Origin of the sequence: Psychromonas saccharinae (genome assembly GCF_051201515.1) — a bacterium.
GTDB lineage: Bacteria > Pseudomonadota > Gammaproteobacteria > Enterobacterales > Psychromonadaceae > Psychromonas.
Genome location: NZ_CP195153.1, coordinates 2,083,423 through 2,104,594 on the forward strand (window position 1 = coordinate 2,083,423; position 21,172 = coordinate 2,104,594).

The 21,172-nt window shown below is 36.3% G+C and carries 26 protein-coding genes; 21 read left to right on the forward strand and 5 right to left on the reverse strand.

Annotation, left to right across the window (positions count from 1 at the left end):
- The first annotated feature begins 7 nt into the window (after positions 1-7).
- Both ACR30L_RS09210 and ACR30L_RS09215 read left to right on the forward strand, forming a co-directional pair.
- Positions 8-625 carry a YitT family protein gene (locus tag ACR30L_RS09210; protein WP_435237715.1) on the forward strand — a complete coding sequence of 206 codons (618 nt, stop codon included), beginning with the start codon at positions 8-10 and terminating at the stop codon, positions 623-625.
- Between the two features lie 77 nt (positions 626-702).
- On the forward strand, positions 703-1,500 hold the full coding sequence (locus tag ACR30L_RS09215; protein WP_435237716.1) for a phytanoyl-CoA dioxygenase family protein: 798 nt from the start codon (positions 703-705) through the stop codon (positions 1,498-1,500).
- 33 nt (positions 1,501-1,533) lie between these two features.
- Here ACR30L_RS09215 and ACR30L_RS09220 read toward each other — a convergent pair whose 3' ends face one another.
- Positions 1,534-1,686, reverse strand: coding sequence for a hypothetical protein (locus tag ACR30L_RS09220; protein ID WP_435237717.1), 153 nt, complete (start codon positions 1,684-1,686; stop codon positions 1,534-1,536).
- A 34-nt stretch (positions 1,687-1,720) separates the two neighbouring features.
- Entirely contained in the window at positions 1,721-1,864 is a 144-nt protein-coding gene (locus ACR30L_RS09225) for a hypothetical protein (RefSeq protein ID WP_435237718.1), read from the reverse strand.
- Between the two features lie 546 nt (positions 1,865-2,410).
- On the opposite strand from ACR30L_RS09225, the gene ACR30L_RS09230 reads away from it, so the two are divergent.
- From ACR30L_RS09230 to ACR30L_RS09245, 4 genes are all read left to right on the forward strand, one after another.
- Positions 2,411-3,469, forward strand: coding sequence for an alkene reductase (locus tag ACR30L_RS09230; RefSeq protein WP_435237719.1), 1,059 nt, complete (start codon positions 2,411-2,413; stop codon positions 3,467-3,469).
- Positions 3,470-3,595: 126 nt separating this feature from the next.
- On the forward strand, positions 3,596-3,871 hold the full coding sequence (locus tag ACR30L_RS09235; RefSeq protein WP_435237720.1) for a DUF3081 family protein: 276 nt from the start codon (positions 3,596-3,598) through the stop codon (positions 3,869-3,871).
- A gap of 3 nt (positions 3,872-3,874) precedes the next feature.
- On the forward strand, positions 3,875-4,483 hold the full coding sequence (locus ACR30L_RS09240; protein ID WP_435237721.1) for an HAD family hydrolase: 609 nt from the start codon (positions 3,875-3,877) through the stop codon (positions 4,481-4,483).
- Positions 4,484-4,501: 18 nt separating this feature from the next.
- Positions 4,502-4,717, forward strand: coding sequence for a TIGR02450 family Trp-rich protein (locus ACR30L_RS09245; RefSeq protein ID WP_435237722.1), 216 nt, complete (start codon positions 4,502-4,504; stop codon positions 4,715-4,717).
- 14 nt (positions 4,718-4,731) lie between these two features.
- On the opposite strand, the gene ACR30L_RS09250 is transcribed toward ACR30L_RS09245, so the two are convergent.
- Positions 4,732-5,130 carry a thiol-disulfide oxidoreductase DCC family protein gene (locus ACR30L_RS09250; protein WP_435237723.1) on the reverse strand — a complete coding sequence of 133 codons (399 nt, stop codon included), beginning with the start codon at positions 5,128-5,130 and terminating at the stop codon, positions 4,732-4,734.
- Positions 5,131-5,549: 419 nt separating this feature from the next.
- Here ACR30L_RS09250 and ACR30L_RS09255 point away from each other — a divergent pair, with 419 nt between their 5' ends.
- From ACR30L_RS09255 to ACR30L_RS09310, 12 genes are all read left to right on the forward strand, one after another.
- Positions 5,550-6,167, forward strand: coding sequence for a sigma-70 family RNA polymerase sigma factor (locus ACR30L_RS09255; RefSeq protein WP_435237724.1), 618 nt, complete (start codon positions 5,550-5,552; stop codon positions 6,165-6,167).
- The gene (locus ACR30L_RS09260; protein WP_435237725.1) at positions 6,160-6,810 is read left to right on the forward strand and encodes a ChrR family anti-sigma-E factor; all 651 of its coding nucleotides are present in this window, start codon (positions 6,160-6,162) and stop codon (positions 6,808-6,810) included. Before ACR30L_RS09255 ends, ACR30L_RS09260 begins: the two co-directional genes overlap by 8 nt.
- Before the next feature lie 37 nt (positions 6,811-6,847).
- Positions 6,848-7,807 (forward strand): YbgA family protein, encoded by a 960-nt coding sequence (locus ACR30L_RS09265; protein ID WP_435237726.1) that lies wholly within the window; start codon positions 6,848-6,850, stop codon positions 7,805-7,807.
- A 139-nt stretch (positions 7,808-7,946) separates the two neighbouring features.
- Positions 7,947-9,299 carry a cryptochrome/photolyase family protein gene (locus tag ACR30L_RS09270; RefSeq protein WP_435237727.1) on the forward strand — a complete coding sequence of 451 codons (1,353 nt, stop codon included), beginning with the start codon at positions 7,947-7,949 and terminating at the stop codon, positions 9,297-9,299.
- Positions 9,300-9,302: 3 nt separating this feature from the next.
- On the forward strand, positions 9,303-9,728 hold the full coding sequence (locus ACR30L_RS09275; RefSeq protein WP_435237728.1) for a nuclear transport factor 2 family protein: 426 nt from the start codon (positions 9,303-9,305) through the stop codon (positions 9,726-9,728).
- Positions 9,725-10,465 (forward strand): SDR family NAD(P)-dependent oxidoreductase, encoded by a 741-nt coding sequence (locus tag ACR30L_RS09280; protein WP_435237729.1) that lies wholly within the window; start codon positions 9,725-9,727, stop codon positions 10,463-10,465. Before ACR30L_RS09275 ends, ACR30L_RS09280 begins: the two co-directional genes overlap by 4 nt.
- 2 nt (positions 10,466-10,467) lie before the next feature.
- On the forward strand, positions 10,468-11,745 hold the full coding sequence (locus ACR30L_RS09285) for an NAD(P)/FAD-dependent oxidoreductase (RefSeq protein ID WP_435237730.1): 1,278 nt from the start codon (positions 10,468-10,470) through the stop codon (positions 11,743-11,745).
- On the forward strand, positions 11,742-12,518 hold the full coding sequence (locus tag ACR30L_RS09290; RefSeq protein WP_435237731.1) for a DUF1365 domain-containing protein: 777 nt from the start codon (positions 11,742-11,744) through the stop codon (positions 12,516-12,518). Before ACR30L_RS09285 ends, ACR30L_RS09290 begins: the two co-directional genes overlap by 4 nt.
- Before the next feature lie 11 nt (positions 12,519-12,529).
- Positions 12,530-13,774, forward strand: coding sequence for a class I SAM-dependent methyltransferase (locus ACR30L_RS09295; protein ID WP_435237732.1), 1,245 nt, complete (start codon positions 12,530-12,532; stop codon positions 13,772-13,774).
- Positions 13,767-14,318, forward strand: coding sequence for a DUF2878 domain-containing protein (locus ACR30L_RS09300; protein ID WP_435237733.1), 552 nt, complete (start codon positions 13,767-13,769; stop codon positions 14,316-14,318). The genes ACR30L_RS09295 and ACR30L_RS09300 overlap by 8 nt, the downstream gene beginning before the upstream one ends.
- Positions 14,290-14,835: a chalcone isomerase family protein gene (locus ACR30L_RS09305; protein WP_435237734.1), complete on the forward strand. Its 546-nt coding sequence runs from the start codon at positions 14,290-14,292 to the stop codon at positions 14,833-14,835. The genes ACR30L_RS09300 and ACR30L_RS09305 overlap by 29 nt, the downstream gene beginning before the upstream one ends.
- The gene (locus tag ACR30L_RS09310; RefSeq protein WP_435237735.1) at positions 14,832-15,374 is read left to right on the forward strand and encodes a DUF3833 domain-containing protein; all 543 of its coding nucleotides are present in this window, start codon (positions 14,832-14,834) and stop codon (positions 15,372-15,374) included. The genes ACR30L_RS09305 and ACR30L_RS09310 overlap by 4 nt, the downstream gene beginning before the upstream one ends.
- 75 nt (positions 15,375-15,449) lie before the next feature.
- Here the strand turns inward: ACR30L_RS09310 and ACR30L_RS09315 are convergent, their stop codons facing one another.
- Entirely contained in the window at positions 15,450-16,358 is a 909-nt protein-coding gene (locus ACR30L_RS09315; RefSeq protein WP_435237736.1) for a PEP-CTERM sorting domain-containing protein, read from the reverse strand.
- Between the two features lie 292 nt (positions 16,359-16,650).
- On the opposite strand from ACR30L_RS09315, the gene ACR30L_RS09320 reads away from it, so the two are divergent.
- Positions 16,651-17,310 (forward strand): alpha/beta hydrolase, encoded by a 660-nt coding sequence (locus tag ACR30L_RS09320; RefSeq protein WP_435237737.1) that lies wholly within the window; start codon positions 16,651-16,653, stop codon positions 17,308-17,310.
- 132 nt (positions 17,311-17,442) lie between these two features.
- On the opposite strand, the gene ACR30L_RS09325 is transcribed toward ACR30L_RS09320, so the two are convergent.
- Positions 17,443-18,627, reverse strand: coding sequence for an MFS transporter (locus ACR30L_RS09325; protein WP_435237738.1), 1,185 nt, complete (start codon positions 18,625-18,627; stop codon positions 17,443-17,445).
- Positions 18,628-18,729: 102 nt separating this feature from the next.
- Here ACR30L_RS09325 and soxR point away from each other — a divergent pair, with 102 nt between their 5' ends.
- Both soxR and ACR30L_RS09335 read left to right on the forward strand, forming a co-directional pair.
- Positions 18,730-19,155 carry a redox-sensitive transcriptional activator SoxR gene (gene soxR / locus ACR30L_RS09330; protein WP_435237739.1) on the forward strand — a complete coding sequence of 142 codons (426 nt, stop codon included), beginning with the start codon at positions 18,730-18,732 and terminating at the stop codon, positions 19,153-19,155.
- A gap of 467 nt (positions 19,156-19,622) precedes the next feature.
- Entirely contained in the window at positions 19,623-21,164 is a 1,542-nt protein-coding gene (locus tag ACR30L_RS09335) for a phospholipase D family protein (protein WP_435237740.1), read from the forward strand.
- Positions 21,165-21,172: the final 8 nt, after the last annotated feature.

Consider the following 21,172-nt stretch of genomic DNA (forward strand, 5'->3'; position numbering starts at 1 on the left):
GTACCGCATGTCTGAAAAATCAATTGAACACACCATTTTTGAAGATGCGCAAGGGTTACTTATTGGGACATTACTTGCTGCACTCGGGATTACATTTTTCAAGTCAACGGGATTACTTATTGGGGGCACAGCAGGATTAGCGTTCTTAGGGCAATATGCGACTAGCTTTTCCTTTAGTGATGTATTTTTTGTGATTAACCTACCTTTTTATTATTTATCATATCGACAACTTGGGTTAGCGTTTACGATAAGAACCTTTGTATCAGTGTTTCTGCTATCAATCTTTGTGGAATACGCGCCTTCGTTTATGCAATTTAATCTATTAGATCCTTTATATGCAGCCATTATTGGTGGGCTGTTGATCGGATCGGGGTTACTTGCGTTGTTCCGACATGAGGCGAGTTTAGGTGGGCTGACAATCTTAGCGCAATATTTATCCCAAAAATACGGTATTTCTATTGGCAAATTTCAAATGGGCGTTGATTGTTTGGTGTTATTTCTGTCGCTTTTTATTATTGATTTAAATGCAATTGTTTTGTCTATTATCGGTGCTATTTCGTATAACTTGATTTTGGTTATTAATCATAAACCCGGTCGATATAGTGTAAAACGAGTACCCCGTTAAACGTATCTTTGTAGGCTTTTCATCGTAAAGTCACAGCTGTATACTGCTTGATTTTATTTTGTGGAATGACCAGGTTAATGACAAACAAACACATTCAATTGACTAGCCAGTATAACGAATTGGGCTATTTTGTTGTGAGAGATTATTTCCCCCAATCAGAAATAAAAGCTTTAAGACAAGTCGTGCAGACATTTCATCGTGCATGGATAGCTGATAATCAGACTTTTTATAAGCAAGAAGCATTCAATTCTTCGGTAATCACTGGAAATATCTATTTAAGCGATAACGAGAGGATGGCATTGTTTGAATTTATTAGTTCAACAAAAGTCATGGATATGGTCAATGCTGTTATTGCAAATAAACCAGCATTTATGAATACGCAATTATTTTTTAATCCCGTCAATCCTTGTCTAAAAGATTTTTGGCATCGTGATTGTCAATATGATCATGATATTGATATACAAAAACAAGTTATTCATGATACACAAGTGGTGCATTTACGTGTGCCTTTGTTCGATGAATTAGGTATGGAGATGGTACCTGGTACGCATAAACGATGGGATAACGAAGAAGAATTTAATGTGCGTCAAGAAATTAATGGTCACGAAAGTAGTGATGCGCTTTCTTTAGGTGAAAAAATACCATTGAAGGCAGGGGATTTATTAGTTTTTTCTGCTGATATGATACACCGTGGTTTATACGGATTAGATAGGCTTGCATTAGATATTTTAGTGTTTGATTCACAAGCTGACTTTGGCGATTATGTTGATGAACAATGCTTACCAAGCACCAATATGCTTAAACAATTAGCAGATCCGAGCTTATTTTTGAATACAATGACATTGAAATCTATTTTGTGCCACGAGGGCATTTAACTAATTTTTCTTTTTTTAAACACGTAATAGTGTTTATGCCCAAGTGGTGACGGTTATTGCAAGTATTGCTGTTGCTGTAATAGCCCACAGTGAAAAAACTTCTACGATTTCAACTAATAAACTCTTATTGTTAGTTACTTGTGCTGTTTGTTGTGTTTTATCTAATGTGTTCGTGAGTGTTGTCATGCTGTTGTTCCTTTTATATGCGATTAATGTTGGACTACGCCCAAGTTGTAATGCCTATTAGTAAAATGGTGGTTGCTGCGACGGCCCATAAAGAGATAACTTCGACTAATTCAATAAAGACGTTGTTTTTTTTATGTGTATTATGGGTTTTGTTAACATTGGTTGCGATGGTTGACATAGTTATTTCCTTTTCTATTTAATGTGACTTTCATCACAATTATCATCCTTTATGTGACGTTCGTCAACTTTAATGTTGGATAAATTTCAAACATAACATGGTTAATTTTTTAGCTTATTTACAGGCAATCCCATCAAATATATACCCGTTACCAATCAAGATGCGTTTATCAGTCACTAGCTCGGATACCAAGGCAAGGCGTAACATGATGACAATGGCTAGTCCTTATCGAATGTTATAACGCAGTATTGGTGTTCGAGCTAGTGACCCACAGGGCAAGACGAGAGGCAAATATTTTCGTTGTTATAAAGTCTCGATTTAACCCGTTAGATCTTCACCTTTATGCCTAGAATCTGCTCACCTCTCGTCTTGCTGATTTCTGCATCTTGAATGGTAACGGGTATAATTGTATTAATACTGAAGACATCTATACAAAAGAATAAAAGATTAGTTTTTATTTTCTTAAATAAAAAATGTAGCTTGAACGACCATTCAGTTATATGTATCTTGAATTAACCAATAATAAAAACAAAAAGGATCGATTTAATGAATAGTAAATTATTGCAACCTTATAATTTAAATTCCCTTATTACTTTAAATAACCGTATTTTAATGGCACCACTTACACGTTGTATGGCCGATGATGATTTAGTACCGACTCAGGCAATGGTCGAATATTACGGTCGAAGAGCAGAAGCTGGCTTAATTATTTCTGAAGCGATTATTATTCGCCCAGATGGGCAAGGTTACCCAAATACCCCGGGGTTATTTTCATCGGCTCAAATTGAAGGTTGGAAAAAAGTGACAACTAAGGTAAAACAACAGGGGGGTAAGATTTTTGCGCAACTGTGGCACACGGGACGGGTCGCCCATCCATTCTATTTCCAGAAAAATAATAATGATTGCGCAGATGTTATGGCGCCCTCTGCCATCGCGGTGGAAGGGACGGTACCAAGAATGCGTGAATTGACTTACCAAGTGCCTAAAGAAATAACCGAAGAAGATATTACACAACTTGTAAATGATTATGCTCAAGCGGCAAAAAATGCAATTGAGGCTGGGTTTGATGGCGTTGAAATTCACGGTGCAAATGGCTACTTAATTGATCAGTTCTTACATTACGATAGCAACCGTCGAATTGATCGTTATGGTGAAACGCCTGAAAATATGTCACGTTTTCCATTGCAAGTAGTCGATGCAATTATCGCTGCGATTGGTCATGAGCGAACTGCGATACGTGTCAGTCCTGGTGCTTATTTTAATATGGCGGCAGATGTTAAGGATCGTCAAGTATTCGATTACTTTTTAAGTCAGTTAACAACACGCGATTTAGCGTATTTACATGAAGGAATGTTCGACGATTCGATGACATTCGATTATTTAGGCGGTACTGTTTCTGCTTATTTACGTGCAAATTACAGTAACACCTTAGTGGCTGCGGGTGGTTATACTGCAGAGTCTGCGAGTAACGCGATTGATGAAAATAAATTTGATTTGGTTGCTATTGGCCGCGCCTTTATCGCTAATCCAGATTACGTCAGTAAAGTTAAACAGAACGATGAATTGGTCGAATATAGCGAAGAGATGTTAACTAGTTTGATTTAATAAACTACACTGCATAGGCGTAATCTTGCTGATTTCTATATCTGCATCGTCATGATTATATGATCTATTTATGGCTATTGAACGTAATCCTTTGATAGCCTAATTACATTTATTCCGAGGAATGTTATGGATATAAATCAACTCAAGAAAACGAGTTTACTAGAAGTCTTTAATATGATCACGACTAAAGGGGAGAAGACCGATGGAGTTTACGAACTTGACAATATTCGCGCTTCCTATGATTTTGATGGTTATACCTGTTGGTTGATATATAAGGATCTGACCATAACTTTATTGTTTCATGGTAAATATTCCTTTGATTATAAAGAAGAGAAAACAGTAAAGGAATTTGAGCATAAAGTAACTGACTTACTTGCTGATAAGATTAATAAAAGGAAGTAGACCTTGTTAATAAATGGAATAGCTGGTGTTATTTTCGATTTAGACAAAACCTTAGTAAGTTCTTCGTTGAATTTTAAAAATATTAAGGCTGATGTCGGTTGTCCTGAGGATAGTAGTATTCTAGATTACATTGATAAGCTTCCTGCGGAACAACAAGCGAATGTGACTGGAAAAGTCATTGAGTTTGAAATCGCAGATGCACAAGAAAGCTATCAATTACCGGGCGCCTCAACATTATTAGATTTACTCGTTACATTGGATATTCCCTATGCCATTGTTACTCGTAATTGCCGCGATGCTGCGTTAATGAAGTTACAAAAAAACAATATTAGTTCGTCACTATTAATTACGCGAGAGGATCATTTAGCCAAGCCGGCACCCGATGCCTTACTACATATCGCGGCTAAATGGAAAATTACGCCCGAGAAAATTCTCTGTGTCGGTGATTATATTTATGATTTAGAAGCGGCTAATAATGCGAATATGCATGCCTGTTTAGTAACCAATGGCGAACAGGTTGAATTTGAACATTTAGCAAATATGGTCGTGAATGACCTCAATGAATTAGCTAATTATATACAGTCTGGGAGGATTGATGACCGGGTTTTATAATAATGTAAAGGAGCTAACGTGAATAAAGTTAATCCAAAAGCCTTACTACACAGTAAATGGACGAAGGTTGTCGTTAATAAAAAAGAAAAACATTTTATGATTACCTCTGTTAAGTTTGATGAAGATAAAAACGTCATTGAATGCATTATCGAAGCTGTCATGACTAAAAATGAATACAACATCAATTGGCGAGAGTTGAAATGCATCGACCAATGGCGTATCGGATGGCAATAAAAACATGTTATATGTTACTTTTGATAACAGGTGCCTGAATTACAATTATCAATATTTACACCGGGTAATTTACCTAACCATCTAGAAATTCCATGTCTGTGTTTAGCAATAATTAAATAGATCCGATGGCTGATTGGTTTTATGATAGGCCAATTAAGCGGAGCAACCCAGAATCCTTTACCTACCAATGTCCAAGCGCGATGAGTGACTTCAAGGCCGAGTAATCGTTGACCTTGATATTGGCCGTGTAAAATCTTCATTGCATCTGAGATATTGATCTCAGGGTAACGTGTTGTCATGTCATCACTATGCAAATCTACTAATTCAATCACGTTTTCTTTGTCATTCTGCTTGAGGTGTCGCATTTCCGTCGCACACATAGGGCATTGGCCATCGTAAAAAATAATCAACATATCTTTCATCCTTATATACCCGTTACCAATCAAGATGCGTTTATCAGTCACTAGCTCGGATACCAAGGCAAGGCGTAACATGATGACAATGGCTAGTCCTTATCGAATGTTATAACGCAGTATTGGTGTTCGAGCTAGTGACCCGCAGGGCAAGACGAGAGGCAAGCATCTTCGTTGTTATAAAGTCTCGATTTAACCCGTTAGATCTTCACCTTTATGCCTAGAATCTGCTCACCTCTCGTCTTGCTGATTTCTGCATCTTGAATGGTAATGGGTATAAACTTAATTTGTATTCCAACACATACGATAAATCAGGTGTTGTAGATCAATTAGTCTTTTATCAATAAAAGTGATCCATTGATGAATATGAGCCGTATCTATTGAACATACGTCGTCTATCAGGTAAAAGGAATACTCTAATGATAAAATTAATCCCTAAATCAATGGGTAACGTATTGAATAATCATAATGTAACGTTGTTGGACGAAGAACAACAAGAAATAAATGATTGGTTAGACGGCGTATCGAAAAGCCAAGATAAGGCCGCTTTTTCCAAATTATTTACATTTTTTGCACCACGGATTCGTAGCCATGGCTTGAAAAAATTTGGACAAGAAGCGGTTGCAATGGAATTAGTTCAAGAAACTATGATGCTCGTCTGGCGTAAGGCTCACCAATTTGATGCGAGCAAAGGTAAGGGTAGTACTTGGATATATACCATTATGCGTAACTACAGTTTTGACATGCTACGTAAAGTGCAAAGCAATAAAGAAGATTTAATGAGTGAAGATCTATGGCCCTTAATTGATGTTGAAGAAGAGCATCAACAAGAAGATCATTTACAAACCAAAAATATTTTATCTCATATAGATAAATTACCTGCTTTGCAAAAACAAGTCGTTGAACAGATCTATATCAATGATAAAACACAACAAGAATTGGCCGATGAGTTAGTTGTGCCACTGGGTACGATAAAGTCGAGGTTAAGATTAGCGATGTCTAAGTTGCGAGATATGATGGAGAAAGAACATGATTAAATTTCATCCTAACGAACAAATGTTAAAGGCATTTAGTGCTGGTGAATTACCGCTTTCACTCTCCATTGCGATGAGCGCACACATTGAGTTGTGTGGTGAATGTGCCGCTAAAACGGCAAAAATTGAAGCACAATTATCTAATGATACTTGGCAGGGTGAGCAGATCGAAGAGGCAAATTTCGGTGACATGTTACAGGCCATAATGAGTCAAGCTCCTACTCAACAAATAAAAACTGTTCATAAACCGAATAATATTACCCATGTCGGCGGAAATGATTACCATCTTCCGACTGCATTTAGACAATTCAAAGACTTAAAATGGTCTGGTTTCGGAGCTGTTAGCCGTGCAAGAGTTATTAACGATGAGCAAAATGTAAGAGCAAGCTTATTACATATTGCAGCGAAGGGACAAATTCCAGAACACCATCACAAAGGTTATGAACTAACTTTATTATTAGATGGTAGTTTTCAAGATGAAATGGGTACCTATCAGAAAGGTGATTTTATTTGGATTGATGGAGAATTAAATCATAGCCCCTATACTGATAAAGGATGCTTATGTTATGCCGTACAAAATGCACCATTACATTTTGTTCGAGGTATGAGCAAAGTCTTAAATCCACTGGGTAACTTAATTTATTAATGCTGGTGAGTCAGCAAGGAATTTAGTAGGTAAATATATGCAACAGGCACCACATAACGGTATTAAAGTCGGTATCAGTAGTTGTTTATTAGGTGATAAAGTTCGCTATGATGGCGGACATAAACAAAGTCGTTACTGTCAGAATGTATTAGATAAGTATTTTGATTTTCAAAAATTTTGTCCTGAAATGGCGATTGGTTTAGGGACGCCACGTAAAACCATTCGATTAATCAAAGATGAAGAGCGTATTCGTTTAGTGGCCAGTGATGAGAGCTTTGATATTACCGATGAAATGGAAAAGTACGCACAAGAGACCAGTGCAACTCTGGGGAATTTAAGTGGCTATATTTTATGTGCTAAATCCCCAACTTGCGGTATGGAGCGAGTAACGTTATATATTGCTGGCACCAATAATGGTACTAAAGATGGTGTGGGGATGTTCGCTGCACAAATTATGAAAGATCATCCATTATTGCCGGTTGAAGAAGAAGGGCGGTTAAACGATACGTTGTTACGTGATAATTTTGTTACCCGTGTCTTTGCTTATCACCAATGGCAATGCTTGGTGGAAAGTGGCATATCGATGGCAAAAATGATTAGTTTTCATGCACAGCACAAGTACCTATTGATGGCGCATAATCCTGCGTTATATTACAAATTAGGTCCTATGTTAGGTGGTAACAGCGATAAATCAGTACAGGAAATTGCTGATGAATACATTGCCTTATTTATGGAAGTTTTAGCGACATTACCCACGCGCAAAAGCCATAGTAATACACTAGCGCATTTACAAGGGTACTTTAAACGTCATTTAAATAGTGATCAGCGCGTCGATTTAGCCAGTAATATTGATAAATATCGACAAGGTCTGTTGCCGTTAATGGCGCCATTGACATTAATTAATCATTATCTTGTTTTATATCCGGATCCGTATCTTGTTCAGCAAGTTTACCTCCACCCACACCCAGATGAATTAAAACTACGTTATAGTCACTAGGTTTAGATATTCAAGGGTAAACGCAGTTGTCTTCGGGTTGGTGTCATTGCGTACATCAACCATTTTATGTTTAACTTCAATTCTCTTTACCTTTTTATAATTCTATAAAAGATAATACTAGTGGCTCAAAGGATGAGACATGCAAATAGTTTGGTTTCGAAAAGATTTACGTATTTTAGATAACCCTGCATTAACACAAGCCTGCCATGAAGGTCCGGTCACTGCGGTTTATTTTATTACCCCAGAGCAATGGCAACAACATGATGTTGCACCTATCCAAATAGATTTTATTGAAAAAAGTCTTAATCAGCTATCTAAGTCGTTAGCGGATATTGGTATCACATTTATTGTTGAAACAGTGCCTAAATTTGCCGATGTACCCGAGGCACTTGATGCCATTTGTCGACGTGTTAATGCAACGGCAGTATTGGCAAATAGTGAAGTCGAAGTTGATGAAATTTCGAGAGATATTAAAGTACAACAATACGGCATTAATCTTAGACTGTATCAAGGTGATTGTATTATCAACCCTGGGCAAGTATTAACCCAACAGGGAACCATGTTTAAGGTCTTTACACCCTTTAAAATTAATTGGCTAAAACAGGCGATGGAGATGGATCTGACGCCCTATGGTAGTCCAGATAAACAATCCGACAAAATATCGCCTATTAATATTCAAATTGCGATGGATAAAAAGGACAGTAGTGCGTGGGAAGCATCGGAAGCAGCAGCTTTAGACCATTTATCCGTTTTCCTCGATGAGTCTGTAGAATCATATCATTTAGATCGTGATTTTCCTGCTAAATCTGGAACATCAATGTTGTCGCCTTATTTAGCACTTGGACTGATCAGTGCCAAACAATGTATGAACGCCATATTACAACGTTTCCCCGATGCCTTTAACAATGCCCAAAATGGACCTGCTACTTGGGTGAATGAGTTAGTTTGGCGTGAATTTTATCGTCATATTATGGTTTTAAATCCTGATTTGGGTAAAGGACACAATTACAATGAACTCGGCAATAGGATTCAATGGCAAAATAACCCGAATTTATTTACCGCTTGGTGTGAAGGTAAAACAGGTTATCCCTTGGTCGATGCCGCCATGCAACAACTTATTCAAACGGGTTGGATGCATAATCGATTACGTATGGTATGTGCCAGTTTTTTAACCAAACATCTGTTAATCGATTGGCGTTGGGGAGAAGTCTTTTTCAAGCAGCATTTAATCGATGGTGATCTTGCATCTAATAACGGTGGTTGGCAATGGGCTGCAAGTACGGGGTGTGATGCCCAGCCGTATTTCAGAATATTTAATCCTATTATTCAAAGTCAAAAGTTTGATCCTAATGGACAGTTCATCAGTATATATAATCAAGCGCTATCACATTTAAGTGATAAACAAATTCATTTACCGAACAATCCGGTCGTGGAACATAAATTAGCGCGATTAACTGCGTTAGATATATTTTCAGTACTTAAAAAAGGATAAATAATGAATTCACCTGTATTAACAAATTTTTGTCGCGTATACCAAAGTTTAAGCGTTGATAACTTAAATCAACTACACGAAGTGTATAGTAAAGATGTTGAGTTTGTTGATGCGGTCGATGCAATTCACGGTATTGATGCTGTTACCGAATACTTTGGTCACCTATACCAAAATATGAAGTATTGTCATTTTTTGATTGATAATATTGTTGAACAAGAAGGGCGAGCTTGCTTAACTTGGCGTATGGAATATGCACATCATAAAATTAATTCAGGTAAAAAAATTATTGTCGAAGGTAGTTCCTTTTTAAAGTTTACTGACAAAATTGATTACCATCGTGATTATGTTGATATGGGCCAAATGTTATACGAACACTTACCTGTTATTGGACGCGTAATAAAAGGCATCAAAAATAAGGTAAAAGCATGATTCCTCTAACCGAGCATCAAGGTAAAACACTTTTATTAACTGGCGCGACGTCGGGAATTGGGGAAGCATTGTGCGCTAAATATGCTGCACTAGGTTGGCATGTTATTGCATGTGGCCGAAATCAAGAAAAATTAACCTTATTAGCGTCTGATGAAAGAGTGTCTACATTACAACTTGATTTAAACGACGCGCAGCAAGTCGCAGATAGCTTTAAGTCTATTCCTGATATAGACCTGGTTATTTTGAATGCAGGTAGTTGTGAGTATATTGATGATCCAAAACATTTTGATGGTGAGTTATTTGCGCGAGTCATTAATACGAATTTAATTTCAGTAGGCTATTGCTTACAGTCACTATTACCGAAAATCGTATCGGGAGGTCAACTGGCATTAGTCGGCTCTAGTGCGAGTTTCCTGCCTTTTACACGCGCTCAAGCCTATGGGGCAAGTAAAGCAGGTATTGCTTATCTTGCAAGTAGTTTAGCGATCGATTTAAAGCCATGTAATATTGATGTTAGCCTTATTCGTCCTGGGTTTGTTAAGACGCCGTTAACCGATAAAAATGATTTTAAAATGCCAATGAGTATTTCCAGCGAACAAGCAGCTACTTATATTATCCATGGACTAAATAAGCGTCAGTTCGATATTCATTTCCCTAAAAAGTTTACTTATATATTAAAAGCCATTGCTTGTTTACCAGATGTTTTATGGCGATGGATTAGTACAAGGAATTTATAAAAATGATAGTCGAAAAAAATAACAAGAAAAAGATAGCGATTGTTGGCACAGGAATATCAGGTTTAACTAGCGCCTATTTACTTAATAAAGTGCATGATATAACCGTTTTTGAAAGTGGTGATTATATTGGTGGACATACTGCGACTAAATCCGTTGAAGTAGAGGGTAAAACGTGGCAAATAGACACGGGGTTTATTGTTTTTAATGATAAAACATATCCTAATTTTGAAAAACTCTTAGCGGAAATTGGTGTAGAGCGCCTAGCGACTGAAATGAGTTTTAGTGTACATAATCAAGATACTGGCCTTGAATATAGCGGCAGTGGACTAACCGGTTTATTTGCTCAACCTCGTAATATAGTGAATTTACAATTTTTGACCTTAGTCAAAGAGATATTACGTTTTAATAAACTGTGTAAGAAATTATGGGTAGATAAACAAATCGTGAGTGAGCTTGACCTTGGTGACTTTTTAGCAAATCATCAATTCGATGATTACTTTGCGAATCATTATATTTTACCGATGGGAGCTGCGATTTGGTCTACAAGTTTGACGGAAATGAAGGCATTTCCACTCTATTTCTTTATTCGGTTTTTCTATAATCATGGTTTATTAAGTATATTTAATCGTCCACAATGGTATGTCATACCGGGTGGTTCTAAACAATATATCGAGCCACTTATTGAAAACTTTAAGCAGTCTATTTACTTAAACTCGCCTGTAACAGGGATTCGACGCTTGTCCAATGGGATTGAATTACAAGTTAATCATGGTGAATGGCAACAATTCGATGATGTGGTATTGGCTTGCCATAGCGATCAAGCACAAGCTATGCTAACTGATATTACTGAGCAGGAAAAGCGCGTATTAAGCGGACTTAAGTATCAAAAAAATGAAGTTGTCATGCATACAGATGAAAATATGCTGCCGATTAAAAAAGCCGCATGGGCTGCTTGGAATTACCACCTAAACAGTGATAATTTACGTCCCGCTGCATTGACTTATAATATGAAAATATTACAACGTCTTGAAAACAGCGCGCCGACATTTTGCATTACGTTAAATCAGACTGGATTAATTAATCCTAATAAAGTATTAGGTACGTATTATTATGACCATCCTGTGTTTAATGCCAGTAGTCTTCAGTCTCAAAAACAACGAGTCGATATTTGTGGTAAAAATAATACCCATTTTGCTGGTGCTTATTGGTATAACGGCTTTCATGAAGATGGTGTCAGGAGCGCATTAGATGTGTGCAAACGATTTGGTATCACATTATGAACGAAATAATAAACCAAGAACTTAAATCTGGTATTTATAAAGGGTGGGTTGGACATCGTCGGTTTAGTCCTAAACCACATAGTTTTAAATACGGAATATTTTTGTTAGCGATTGATTTAGATGAGCTCCCTAAATTAACCAATATAGGCCCTTGGTTTAAGAGTAATAAATTTGCCCCTTTAAATTTAAAATGCAGTGATTATCTAGATCATAAATCACAGTTATCAAAACAAGATGTTTGGCTGAAAATCCAAAGCTTAGGTGCAAAAATAGTGCCTAAACGGGTGATGTTTATTGGCCAATTACGTTGCTTTGGTCTTTATTTTAGTCCCATTAATGCTTATTACTGTTTTGACCAGGATGATCAGCTGATTTATTTACTTGCCGAAGTCAGTAATACGCCTTGGAATGAACGTCATTATTATTTAATTCCTCTCAATCCAAGCGAGGATAAAAAAGCCGCTAATAAACTGATCTCTGAGAAGGTTTTTCACGTATCCCCGTTTATGGACTTAAATATGGAATATCAATGGGTGATAAAAAAACCTGCTGACCAATTAAAGTTACATATTCAAAATATGCATTTATCTACGGGCGAAAAAGTGTTTGATGCCAGTTTAACGATGCAAAGAATGGATTTTACAAATAAAAATTTAAGAAGCTGTCTCGCCTCGATTCCAATGATGACGTTGAAAACGTTGTGGGGTATATATTGGCAAGCATTAAAGTTATTTATAAAAGGGGTGCCCTATGTGGCTCATCCTCAAAAATAAAGGGAAGAATTATGTCATTAGATAATATACAAACCTCTCAGGTATCACAGGATGTCAATTTCTTCGATAAAAGTGCTAAAAAAATGTTGGTTAAATTACTGGGACACCTTACCCAAAGCCAATTAACATTAATCGATGATCAAGAAATCATTTCATTGGGTAATAGCACCTCATCATTAAAAGCAGTTGTTCATATTAAAAATCCCAAAACCTATAAGCGTATTTTATTAGGTGGATCTATTGCCGCAGGTGAAACTTATATTGATGGTTGGTGGACAAGTCCTGATTTAACTAAAGTGATTCAAGTATTAGGGAGAGAGCAAGGAGTACTAGACGACTTAGATAAATCAATCACTAAACTTCTGACATTACCTAAATGGTTATTTCATAAAGCCAATAAAAATACAAAGGCCGGTTCTAAAAAGAATATCCTTGCTCACTATGATTTAGGCAATGAAATGTATAAAACATTTTTAGATAAGGAGATGATGTATTCCAGTGCGATTTATCCGGATAAAAATGCGTCCCTTGACCAAGCACAACTGCATAAATTGGATTTAATTTGTCAACGTTTAGAACTTAAACCCGGAGAAACTTTACTCGAAATTGGTACTGGATGGGGCGCGCTAGCTATTTATGCTGCACAGCATTATGGGGTAAAAGTGACCACCACAACCATTTCTGATGCGCAATTGGACTATGCCAAAAAACGTGTCAATGAATTAGGCTTACAGGATAAAATTACATTATTAAGTCAAGATTATCGAGAACTTGAAGGACAATACGATAAGTTAGTGTCCATTGAAATGATTGAAGCCGTTGGTCATGAGTATTTAACCAGTTTTTTTGAAACCTGTAATAATCGTTTAAAACCGAATGGTAAATTATTAATTCAGGCGATTACCATATCAGATCAACGTTATCATCAATATCGTAAAAGTGTTGATTTTATTCAACGTTATATCTTTCCCGGGGGATGTTTACCATCAGTCAGTATTATGGCTAATAATATCGCCACTAAATCTGATATGGTCATCACTGAGCTTCATGATATTGGTCAAGATTATGCGAAAACCCTGCGGGATTGGTACCAACGTTTTGATGATAAAACCAATGAACTGAAGCAATTAGGCTACGGAGATGATTTTATACGTTTATGGCAGTTCTATTTCTGTTATTGCGAAGGCGGTTTTTTAGAGCGTACCATTAGTACCGTTCATCTTGTTGCTGCAAAGCCTGAGTACCGTAATGCCTAGTTTATCTACAGGGAAAAATGCGGCTTGGTTTACGTTGTACAACTTTGTTAGTTTTCAAATTGCATGGTTTATGGCGATTCATTGGAAAGAGCAAAGCCTTTTGCCTTTGATTGCCATTATCTTGCTGCATTTCGCATTATCTAAACATCGACGACGTGATTGGTTAACCTTTGCTTTAATCACGATTGTTGGATCCTTTGTGGATATGACGGCAACCTACGCTAATTTATTTGCGTTTGAAAGTGGCCAATTATTACCCGTTTGGTTAATTCTATTGTGGGCCAATTTTTCACTCACATTCCATTACAGTATGAGATGGTTAATGCGTTTACCCACTTTATTTCAATCGTTAGTTGGTGGCGTTTTTGGTACTGCCAGTTACTTTGCCGCTTTCAAATTTGGTGCCGTTGACTACCCGATGCCAATGTCATTTACACTTTTTTTTATGATAGTGATCTGGTCTATTAATTTACCCGTATTTGTTCTTATTGCAGAAGCTATTCAGGGTAAAGTTAATGATGCAAAACAAAAAAGTATTACATGAAAATAGATTTAAAATATGGCAGAGCATAATCGCACTTATTATGTTCTGTTTGTTCAGCGTTTCGGTAAAATCTGCTGTCACAGATAAATTAAATAAAGTCGGTGAAGGCAGCATGTCCTGGATGTTTATCGACATTTATAAAGCCTCTTTATTCACCCTTGATGGTGATTATCAAGTTAATCATTTCCCGCAAGCCTTATCGATTACTTATCGAAAAGATATTAGCAAAAAGCGTTTAATCGAAGCAACTAAAGATCAGTGGTTATTACAAGGTTATGAGGCGTTGCAAGTGGAACCTTGGTTAGAACAATTAAATACAATTTGGCCTAATATTAACCGCGACGATAATTTAACGTTTTACTTTAATTCAAGTAGTAAAGCGACATTCTATTATAATCAAAAACCCATTGGCGATATAAATGATACAGATTTAGCCTCTGCTTTTATTGCAATTTGGTTATCAGATAAAACATCTCAACCCTCTTTACGTCGACAATTATTAGGAGACTCAAAATGAATCAGTTAATGCAAGGCAATAAAGCCTTAATGATTGTATTTGGCTTATTACTATTAATGGGGTGTAGTGGACAGCACATTGACGATTACAGTGATACTTCGCCTGACTTTGATGTTATCTCATTTTTCAGTGGTGATCTTGAAGTAAAGGGCGTTGTAATGAATCGTAGTGGTGAAGTCACACGACGTTTTAGTGTGAAAATGTTAGGGAGTGTAGAAGATAACACTCTTACACTAGAAGAGTGGTTTATTTTTGATGATGGTGAGCAAAGCAAGCGTACATGGATAATTACAAGAAATAGTGATGGTCACTATAGCGGTACCGCAAATGATATTGTTGGTAGGGCGAAAGGCCAACAGAAAGGAATGGCGCTTCATTGGGATTATGAGATGGACTTAACGGTTGATAATAATATGTATCGTGTTGTATTTGATGATTGGCTATATCGAATTGATGAAAACAATGTAATCAATCGCAGTGTTATTAAAAAATGGGGATTTGATGTCGGCGAAGTGATACTTTCTATTCGGAAAATCTAAAACTTATCAATTTGATAACATTATTTTGAGAGTCAGCTATAAAAATGTGATCTCGTTTTTATAGCTGACTAACTTTTATTTCTTACTTTTTCTTGAAAAACCAAAACCAGCTAGGCAAAGTCCAAGCATTGCTAAAGTTGATGGTGCTGGTACAGAAGTCGTTGGAATATCAACTGAATCAATATTTTCGCCCATCACATAAGAGTATTCAAAAGTAACGGATTCGCTTGCTAACAAGTCACCTATATCAAAACTCAATCCAATCGCGTAATCACCATTGCCATTATTATTTCCAGTTAAGTAATACGAAGGATCTATACTCCAAGCTGAAGAAATTCCTGTGTTATGTGTGATATCTGATTCAGAATAAAGGCCAATAGTTAGACCTGTATAGTTGCCTTGTGCATAAACCCAACCTTCAGGAGCTAATGAACTAGTTCCTCTGCCATTATCTGTAGCATATGTACCATATGTATCAACGTCTGGATCTGGATCTAACCAGCGTGAAAACATTAAACTAGTCAAGTCATCAAGTGCAGTTATTGTTGTCGACATATTTATTCTTTGATCGCCATCATTAAAATAGGTGTCTGTACTAATCGTAAATAACGATGAATAGGTACCTGTAAAATTAACCGACTGGTCAAACAAAGTTGAACTGGTCGTATCTATTAAAATGCCTGTTATTTTATCCGAAGAATGTGCATTGTTGTTACTAATTATTCCAGTTTGATCGGATGAAATGGAAAAGCCTTCATGAGGATTTCCTGGGGTCAAGTAATCATTAATTGTAAAGTCACCTATTCCCGTAACATCGTGAATAATACCTGGGCTTGTCAACCCACCATAACCTAGAGTTCCATCATCACTAAGCGCCGTTTTTACATAGTCACCTTCCATAATTATGGATGAAGCATATATATTTGTGGATGTTAATGACCCGATAAGGGTAGTCGCTAGAAGTATATATCTTTTTAATTTCATTTTACTCTCCTTGATATGGCATTTAATTTTTTAAAGCAAAATTTATGCCATGCAGTCATGTTGTTGATTTTTTGCTGCTTATTTGTGAAATTTGTACTTATTGTGTTTTTCATGTAAAAATTACCGACAGAATATAATGAGTTTGTTATTACTGGGTTAAATCCTATATGTTAAATTGGTAAGTCTTTTTTGTGGGCAGATCGTGCTAGTTCCTTTAGCATTCGAAATCATTTTATGTAAAATAAGTAACGACTTTATTTTTATGAATCATGAATATATCTTGGGGATTTATATGTCTTATCTAGATTGTGTTGAAGTTCAAACCGATATACCAGCAACAGCATCTATCATTTGGTTACATGGTTTAGGTGCAAATGGACACGATTTTGAACCGATTGTGCCTGAATTACGTTTGCCAAACAGTTTACCAGTACGTTTTATTTTTCCACATTCTCCTTCTATCCCAGTGTCTATTAATGGTGGTATGACGATGCCAGCCTGGTACGACATTTTAGACATGAGCATTGAACGCAAAGTTGATTTAACCAATTTGACTGAATCAGCAATGGCAGTACAAGCATTAATTGATCGGGAAATTGAGCGTGGTATCGATTCAAGTCGAATTATTGTTGCAGGATTTTCTCAAGGTGGTGCCGTTGCTTACCAAGCTGCTTTGACTTATCCAAAACCGTTGGCGGGTTTATTAGCGATGTCTACTTATTTTGCAACTAAAGATTCAATTACATTAAGTGAAGCAAATAAAGATATTAGCATTAATATCATGCATGGCAGTCAAGATCCCGTTGTTGTGCCAACATTAGGTGATGATGCTGCATCGACGTTAAACGCATTGGGTTATCAGCCTAGTTATAAACAATATCCGATGGAACATGCGGTTTGTTCTGAACAGGTATCTGATATTTCAACATGGATACAATCGGTATTGGCGTAGTGCTTTTATCAGCAATAAAATGACATAACTTCCTGTACCAGCGTGTTATGTGATAATTATTCTGTGTAGATAGGAGAAAATTGAAATAGAGCGGCGCTTTAGTTTCCAAAGCTAACCGCTTATTTTTATTGTTTAGGCTAATTGATACGCAAATCTGCTTCTGAATTGTAACATCACGGTGGCAGCAATAAGTAAAACAATACCTGCTAAGACAAATCCTAATTCAGTTAATTGAGCGTAACTTAGCAAAGCAATCACTACGTAACTGATACTTTGTGCCATTGTAGAGAATAATTTCAAGCCTCCATCAACTCGTCCTCGCTCATTTATCGCAATAACATGGTGTAATTTATTGGTGCGAGCAATTCGATTATAGGAATTAAAAAATCCAATAATTAGAGTCAACCCAATGATGAGGGTCGGAGAAAGATAACTTCCCATTATTATTAATAGTGCAGCCATGGTAAACATAGAGAAGATCATTGCATTTTCATTATCAAAACGTACCAATAAACGTGCAATAACAAGACCACTCAATAAAGCACCTAATCCATAACTCATATTCCAAGTAGCAAATAGGGCGCCATCAACATTTTGTTCTGAGAAATAAATTGGAACTAATTTTGCCATAAAGGTAAGTACAGGATATGACAAACAGGATAATGCTAAAAAACAATAGAAATGTATTTGTTTAGCAAAGATTTTTTTACTTTGAGTGAGTTGTGACAGAAATGATTGTTTTAATGTGTTTACAAGTTTTCGTTGATAGGGCGTCATAATATAACAGCATGCGGAAAGAAATGAAGCCATTGCTGCTAGTGTTGAAAAAGCAACCATAGACCAATTTTCAAGTAATATAATACCTAATGCGCTCGCCGTTAAGGTTGTACTTTGCATGACTATTTCTTCATAGCTAGCTAGTTTCGCGTATTCATCTCGTTTAAAATTTTCCTGAGTAAATGCATTATTGCAACACCAAGCCATATCGTTTGTTGTCCAAAATATTAATTGTGCAACGGCAAGCAACCAGTGCGACTCATATTGATTATAGTAAGCAATAAAGATTAATAAGGCCGTAATAGATTGAATAATTTGCATTAATATCAATATTTTTTTACGCGAATATCGATCTATCCAAGTTGCGAAAAATGGCGTAAATACAAACGAAATGGTGGTACAGACTAAAGCGGTAATGGCGACAAAAAATCCCATATTGTCCTGTTGAAGCATTACCCATGGTAACGCCATCATAAACATACCAGAAGAGATACCATCGAAAAAACGTGCGAATAGGTAAGTGATTATCTTATTTTTCATTTTATGCTCCATGCATTATATCGTGATTGATGCTAGTCTATTACCTCAAGTTAACTTGAGGTAAAGTGGTTTTTTCACTTTATAAAATAAGGCGGGGTTAAAATGGATATGAGTGTTGGTCAAGTAGCAAAAAGAGCCGATGTAAAAATATCGACATTACATTTTTATGAACAAAAAGGATTGATACAAAGTTGGCGCAATAGTGGTAATCAACGTCGCTACGACCGCAGTATTATTCGGCGTGTCGTGGTGATTAAAACAGCACAGCAATTAGGTATGTCTTTACAGGAGATTGCACAGGCTCTATCACACTTACCACGTGATCATGCTCCCACCGAAGAAGAGTGGCGGGCAATGGCAGATCGCTGGAAAATACAGTTAGATGCACGTATTGAAAGATTGCTAACATTACGAAATAATCTAGATGAATGTATTGGTTGTGGTTGTCTATCTATTAAAAAATGTAAATTAAGAAACCCCGAAGATATGTTAGCTAATTCTGGTAAAGGTGCAGTTTTATGGAAATAAATTAATCAATTCAAATAAAAGAAAGCGATATTATTCCTAAACCAAATTAATTTATTACATATAAAATGTACTTATTTCTGATACTCACTTTGTTTAAATACTCTTAATTGTAAAATATATGGATCAAATAGAAAATTTGACTTAACAAATCGAACTTTATTTAAAGCCAACCGGGAAAAGGCATGCGCCTAATATTGGGCTGTTAGTTTTGGTTGCTACCTTGATTGCAAAAATGGTTGTTAAGGCTAAAATGGCACCAGCCTTAAAACCTCGGATAAAAGTATCCTTCGTCGACATGAAATTTTTTCTCACCAGAGTTGAGCATGTGAGTAACAAATTCATTATTTAAATTAACGTAAGACAATAACGATGCCATGTATGCAAATTAACAATTATCAATAAGTTCTGTTTCTTAAATGTGAGCGGTTAATAAATAATAATAATGAAATTTATACAAAGGATTGGCAATGTGCGCATCAAAATCACTTAATTTTAAACACTTCTTACTTACATTTTTATTGTTATTAGTGGGTGGTTGCGATAATACAAGTGACCGTTTACCTTTAATAACAAAAGATTATTGCGGTAACATTCTAGAAAAGCCTGCTACAAATTTAACCCAACAATTAATGCCAGTTGCGGATCAAATGAAAGATAAAACGGGTGTTTATATACTTGAACAGGGGACTGAAGCCATTTTGACAAGGGCTTGGTTAACTGAATACGCAGAAAAAACCATAGATGTGCAATATTTTATCTTTTCTACGGATAATATTGGATTAATTGCGAGTGACTATTTAATTCAAGCCGCAGATCGTGGTGTAAAAGTCAGATTATTAGTTGATGATATAATGATTGATGCAAAAGCCGATGAATTATTATTACTCGATGCACACGAAAATCTGTCTATTCGTATTTACAATCCCACCGCTAATGTAGGTAAAAACCTTTTTCAAAAAGTAGGTAGCCTAGTTACAGATTTCCATAATTTTAATCAACGTATGCACAATAAAACCTTTACTGTTGATGGCAAAGTGTCCATTACGGGAGGGCGTAATATTGCAGACGAATACTTTGGTTATGATCATGCCTTTAATTTTCGTGACCGTGATGTGTTGCTGATTGGCGGGGAAGTTAATGCGGTACAAAATTCCTTTAATCAGTTTTGGAACGACGAATTGAGTGTACCTATCAGCCAATTAATGAAAGAAAATTATAAAAAACTAAGTTATGAGACTCTTCATCAATATGCTTGTGATCCTGGGAACTTTTTACCTGAAGTTAGAGCGCAAATATATAGTATGCCTGAGACAATTAAAGCCATGCAGGAGGGCAACAAAATTAAGTGGTTAGATAATATTGAATATGTGTCCGACAAACCCGGCAAAAATAATCATGAACAATTTCTAGGCGGTGGTGGGCTCACAACTCAGCGATTAATAGAATTAGTGAAATCAGCAAAAAAATCTATCACTATTCAAACTCCGTATTTGGTGACAACCGAACTGAGTGAAGATTTATTTAAAACACTCATAGATGCCGGTGTTGAAATAAAAATTCTAACCAATAGTATTGCATCAAATGATAACTTTGAAGCCTTTAATGGTTACCAACGCGTACGAAAGTCTTTACTTGAGATCGGTGTTGATATTTATGAATTTAAGCCCGATGCACAAATTCGCAAAAAAGTAATGTCAGAGGAAATGTACCGTAATTTAACAAGTGTCCCTATATTTACGCTTCATGCTAAATCTATGGTTATTGATGATAAAATTACTGTAGTAGCTACATTCAATTTAGACCCACGTAGTGCCAATTTAAACACTGAAAGTATCACGGTTATTCCTTCTCCTGAGATAGCAAAGGAAGTAAAAGCGGGTATGCTGCTTGAAATGGAGCCACAGAATGCATGGCATACAACATTAGATTGGAATCCTGATAACCTAGTTGATACGAGTAAACAAATAAAGGTTAAAATGCGACGCGTTGTACCAAAAAGCATTCTTTAGTTATCATT

What these genes read in the sequence shown, in the direction of transcription:
- ACR30L_RS09210 (WP_435237715.1), top strand. Translation starts at nt 8, where the DNA reads ATGTCTGAAAAATCAATTGAACACACCATTTTTGAAGATGCGCAAGGG.
- ACR30L_RS09215 (WP_435237716.1), top strand. Translation starts at nt 703, where the DNA reads ATGACAAACAAACACATTCAATTGACTAGCCAGTATAACGAATTGGGC.
- ACR30L_RS09220 (WP_435237717.1), bottom strand. Translation starts at nt 1,686, where the DNA reads ATGACAACACTCACGAACACATTAGATAAAACACAACAAACAGCACAA.
- ACR30L_RS09225 (WP_435237718.1), bottom strand. Translation starts at nt 1,864, where the DNA reads ATGTCAACCATCGCAACCAATGTTAACAAAACCCATAATACACATAAA.
- ACR30L_RS09230 (WP_435237719.1), top strand. Translation starts at nt 2,411, where the DNA reads ATGAATAGTAAATTATTGCAACCTTATAATTTAAATTCCCTTATTACT.
- ACR30L_RS09235 (WP_435237720.1), top strand. Translation starts at nt 3,596, where the DNA reads ATGGATATAAATCAACTCAAGAAAACGAGTTTACTAGAAGTCTTTAAT.
- ACR30L_RS09250 (WP_435237723.1), bottom strand. Translation starts at nt 5,130, where the DNA reads ATGTTGATTATTTTTTACGATGGCCAATGCCCTATGTGTGCGACGGAA.
- ACR30L_RS09255 (WP_435237724.1), top strand. Translation starts at nt 5,550, where the DNA reads ATGATAAAATTAATCCCTAAATCAATGGGTAACGTATTGAATAATCAT.
- ACR30L_RS09260 (WP_435237725.1), top strand. Translation starts at nt 6,160, where the DNA reads ATGATTAAATTTCATCCTAACGAACAAATGTTAAAGGCATTTAGTGCT.
- ACR30L_RS09265 (WP_435237726.1), top strand. Translation starts at nt 6,848, where the DNA reads ATGCAACAGGCACCACATAACGGTATTAAAGTCGGTATCAGTAGTTGT.
- ACR30L_RS09270 (WP_435237727.1), top strand. Translation starts at nt 7,947, where the DNA reads ATGCAAATAGTTTGGTTTCGAAAAGATTTACGTATTTTAGATAACCCT.
- ACR30L_RS09275 (WP_435237728.1), top strand. Translation starts at nt 9,303, where the DNA reads ATGAATTCACCTGTATTAACAAATTTTTGTCGCGTATACCAAAGTTTA.
- ACR30L_RS09280 (WP_435237729.1), top strand. Translation starts at nt 9,725, where the DNA reads ATGATTCCTCTAACCGAGCATCAAGGTAAAACACTTTTATTAACTGGC.
- ACR30L_RS09285 (WP_435237730.1), top strand. Translation starts at nt 10,468, where the DNA reads ATGATAGTCGAAAAAAATAACAAGAAAAAGATAGCGATTGTTGGCACA.
- ACR30L_RS09290 (WP_435237731.1), top strand. Translation starts at nt 11,742, where the DNA reads ATGAACGAAATAATAAACCAAGAACTTAAATCTGGTATTTATAAAGGG.
- ACR30L_RS09295 (WP_435237732.1), top strand. Translation starts at nt 12,530, where the DNA reads ATGTCATTAGATAATATACAAACCTCTCAGGTATCACAGGATGTCAAT.
- ACR30L_RS09300 (WP_435237733.1), top strand. Translation starts at nt 13,767, where the DNA reads ATGCCTAGTTTATCTACAGGGAAAAATGCGGCTTGGTTTACGTTGTAC.
- ACR30L_RS09305 (WP_435237734.1), top strand. Translation starts at nt 14,290, where the DNA reads ATGATGCAAAACAAAAAAGTATTACATGAAAATAGATTTAAAATATGG.
- ACR30L_RS09310 (WP_435237735.1), top strand. Translation starts at nt 14,832, where the DNA reads ATGAATCAGTTAATGCAAGGCAATAAAGCCTTAATGATTGTATTTGGC.
- ACR30L_RS09315 (WP_435237736.1), bottom strand. Translation starts at nt 16,358, where the DNA reads ATGAAATTAAAAAGATATATACTTCTAGCGACTACCCTTATCGGGTCA.
- ACR30L_RS09320 (WP_435237737.1), top strand. Translation starts at nt 16,651, where the DNA reads ATGTCTTATCTAGATTGTGTTGAAGTTCAAACCGATATACCAGCAACA.
- ACR30L_RS09325 (WP_435237738.1), bottom strand. Translation starts at nt 18,627, where the DNA reads ATGAAAAATAAGATAATCACTTACCTATTCGCACGTTTTTTCGATGGT.
- soxR (WP_435237739.1), top strand. Translation starts at nt 18,730, where the DNA reads ATGGATATGAGTGTTGGTCAAGTAGCAAAAAGAGCCGATGTAAAAATA.
- ACR30L_RS09335 (WP_435237740.1), top strand. Translation starts at nt 19,623, where the DNA reads ATGTGCGCATCAAAATCACTTAATTTTAAACACTTCTTACTTACATTT.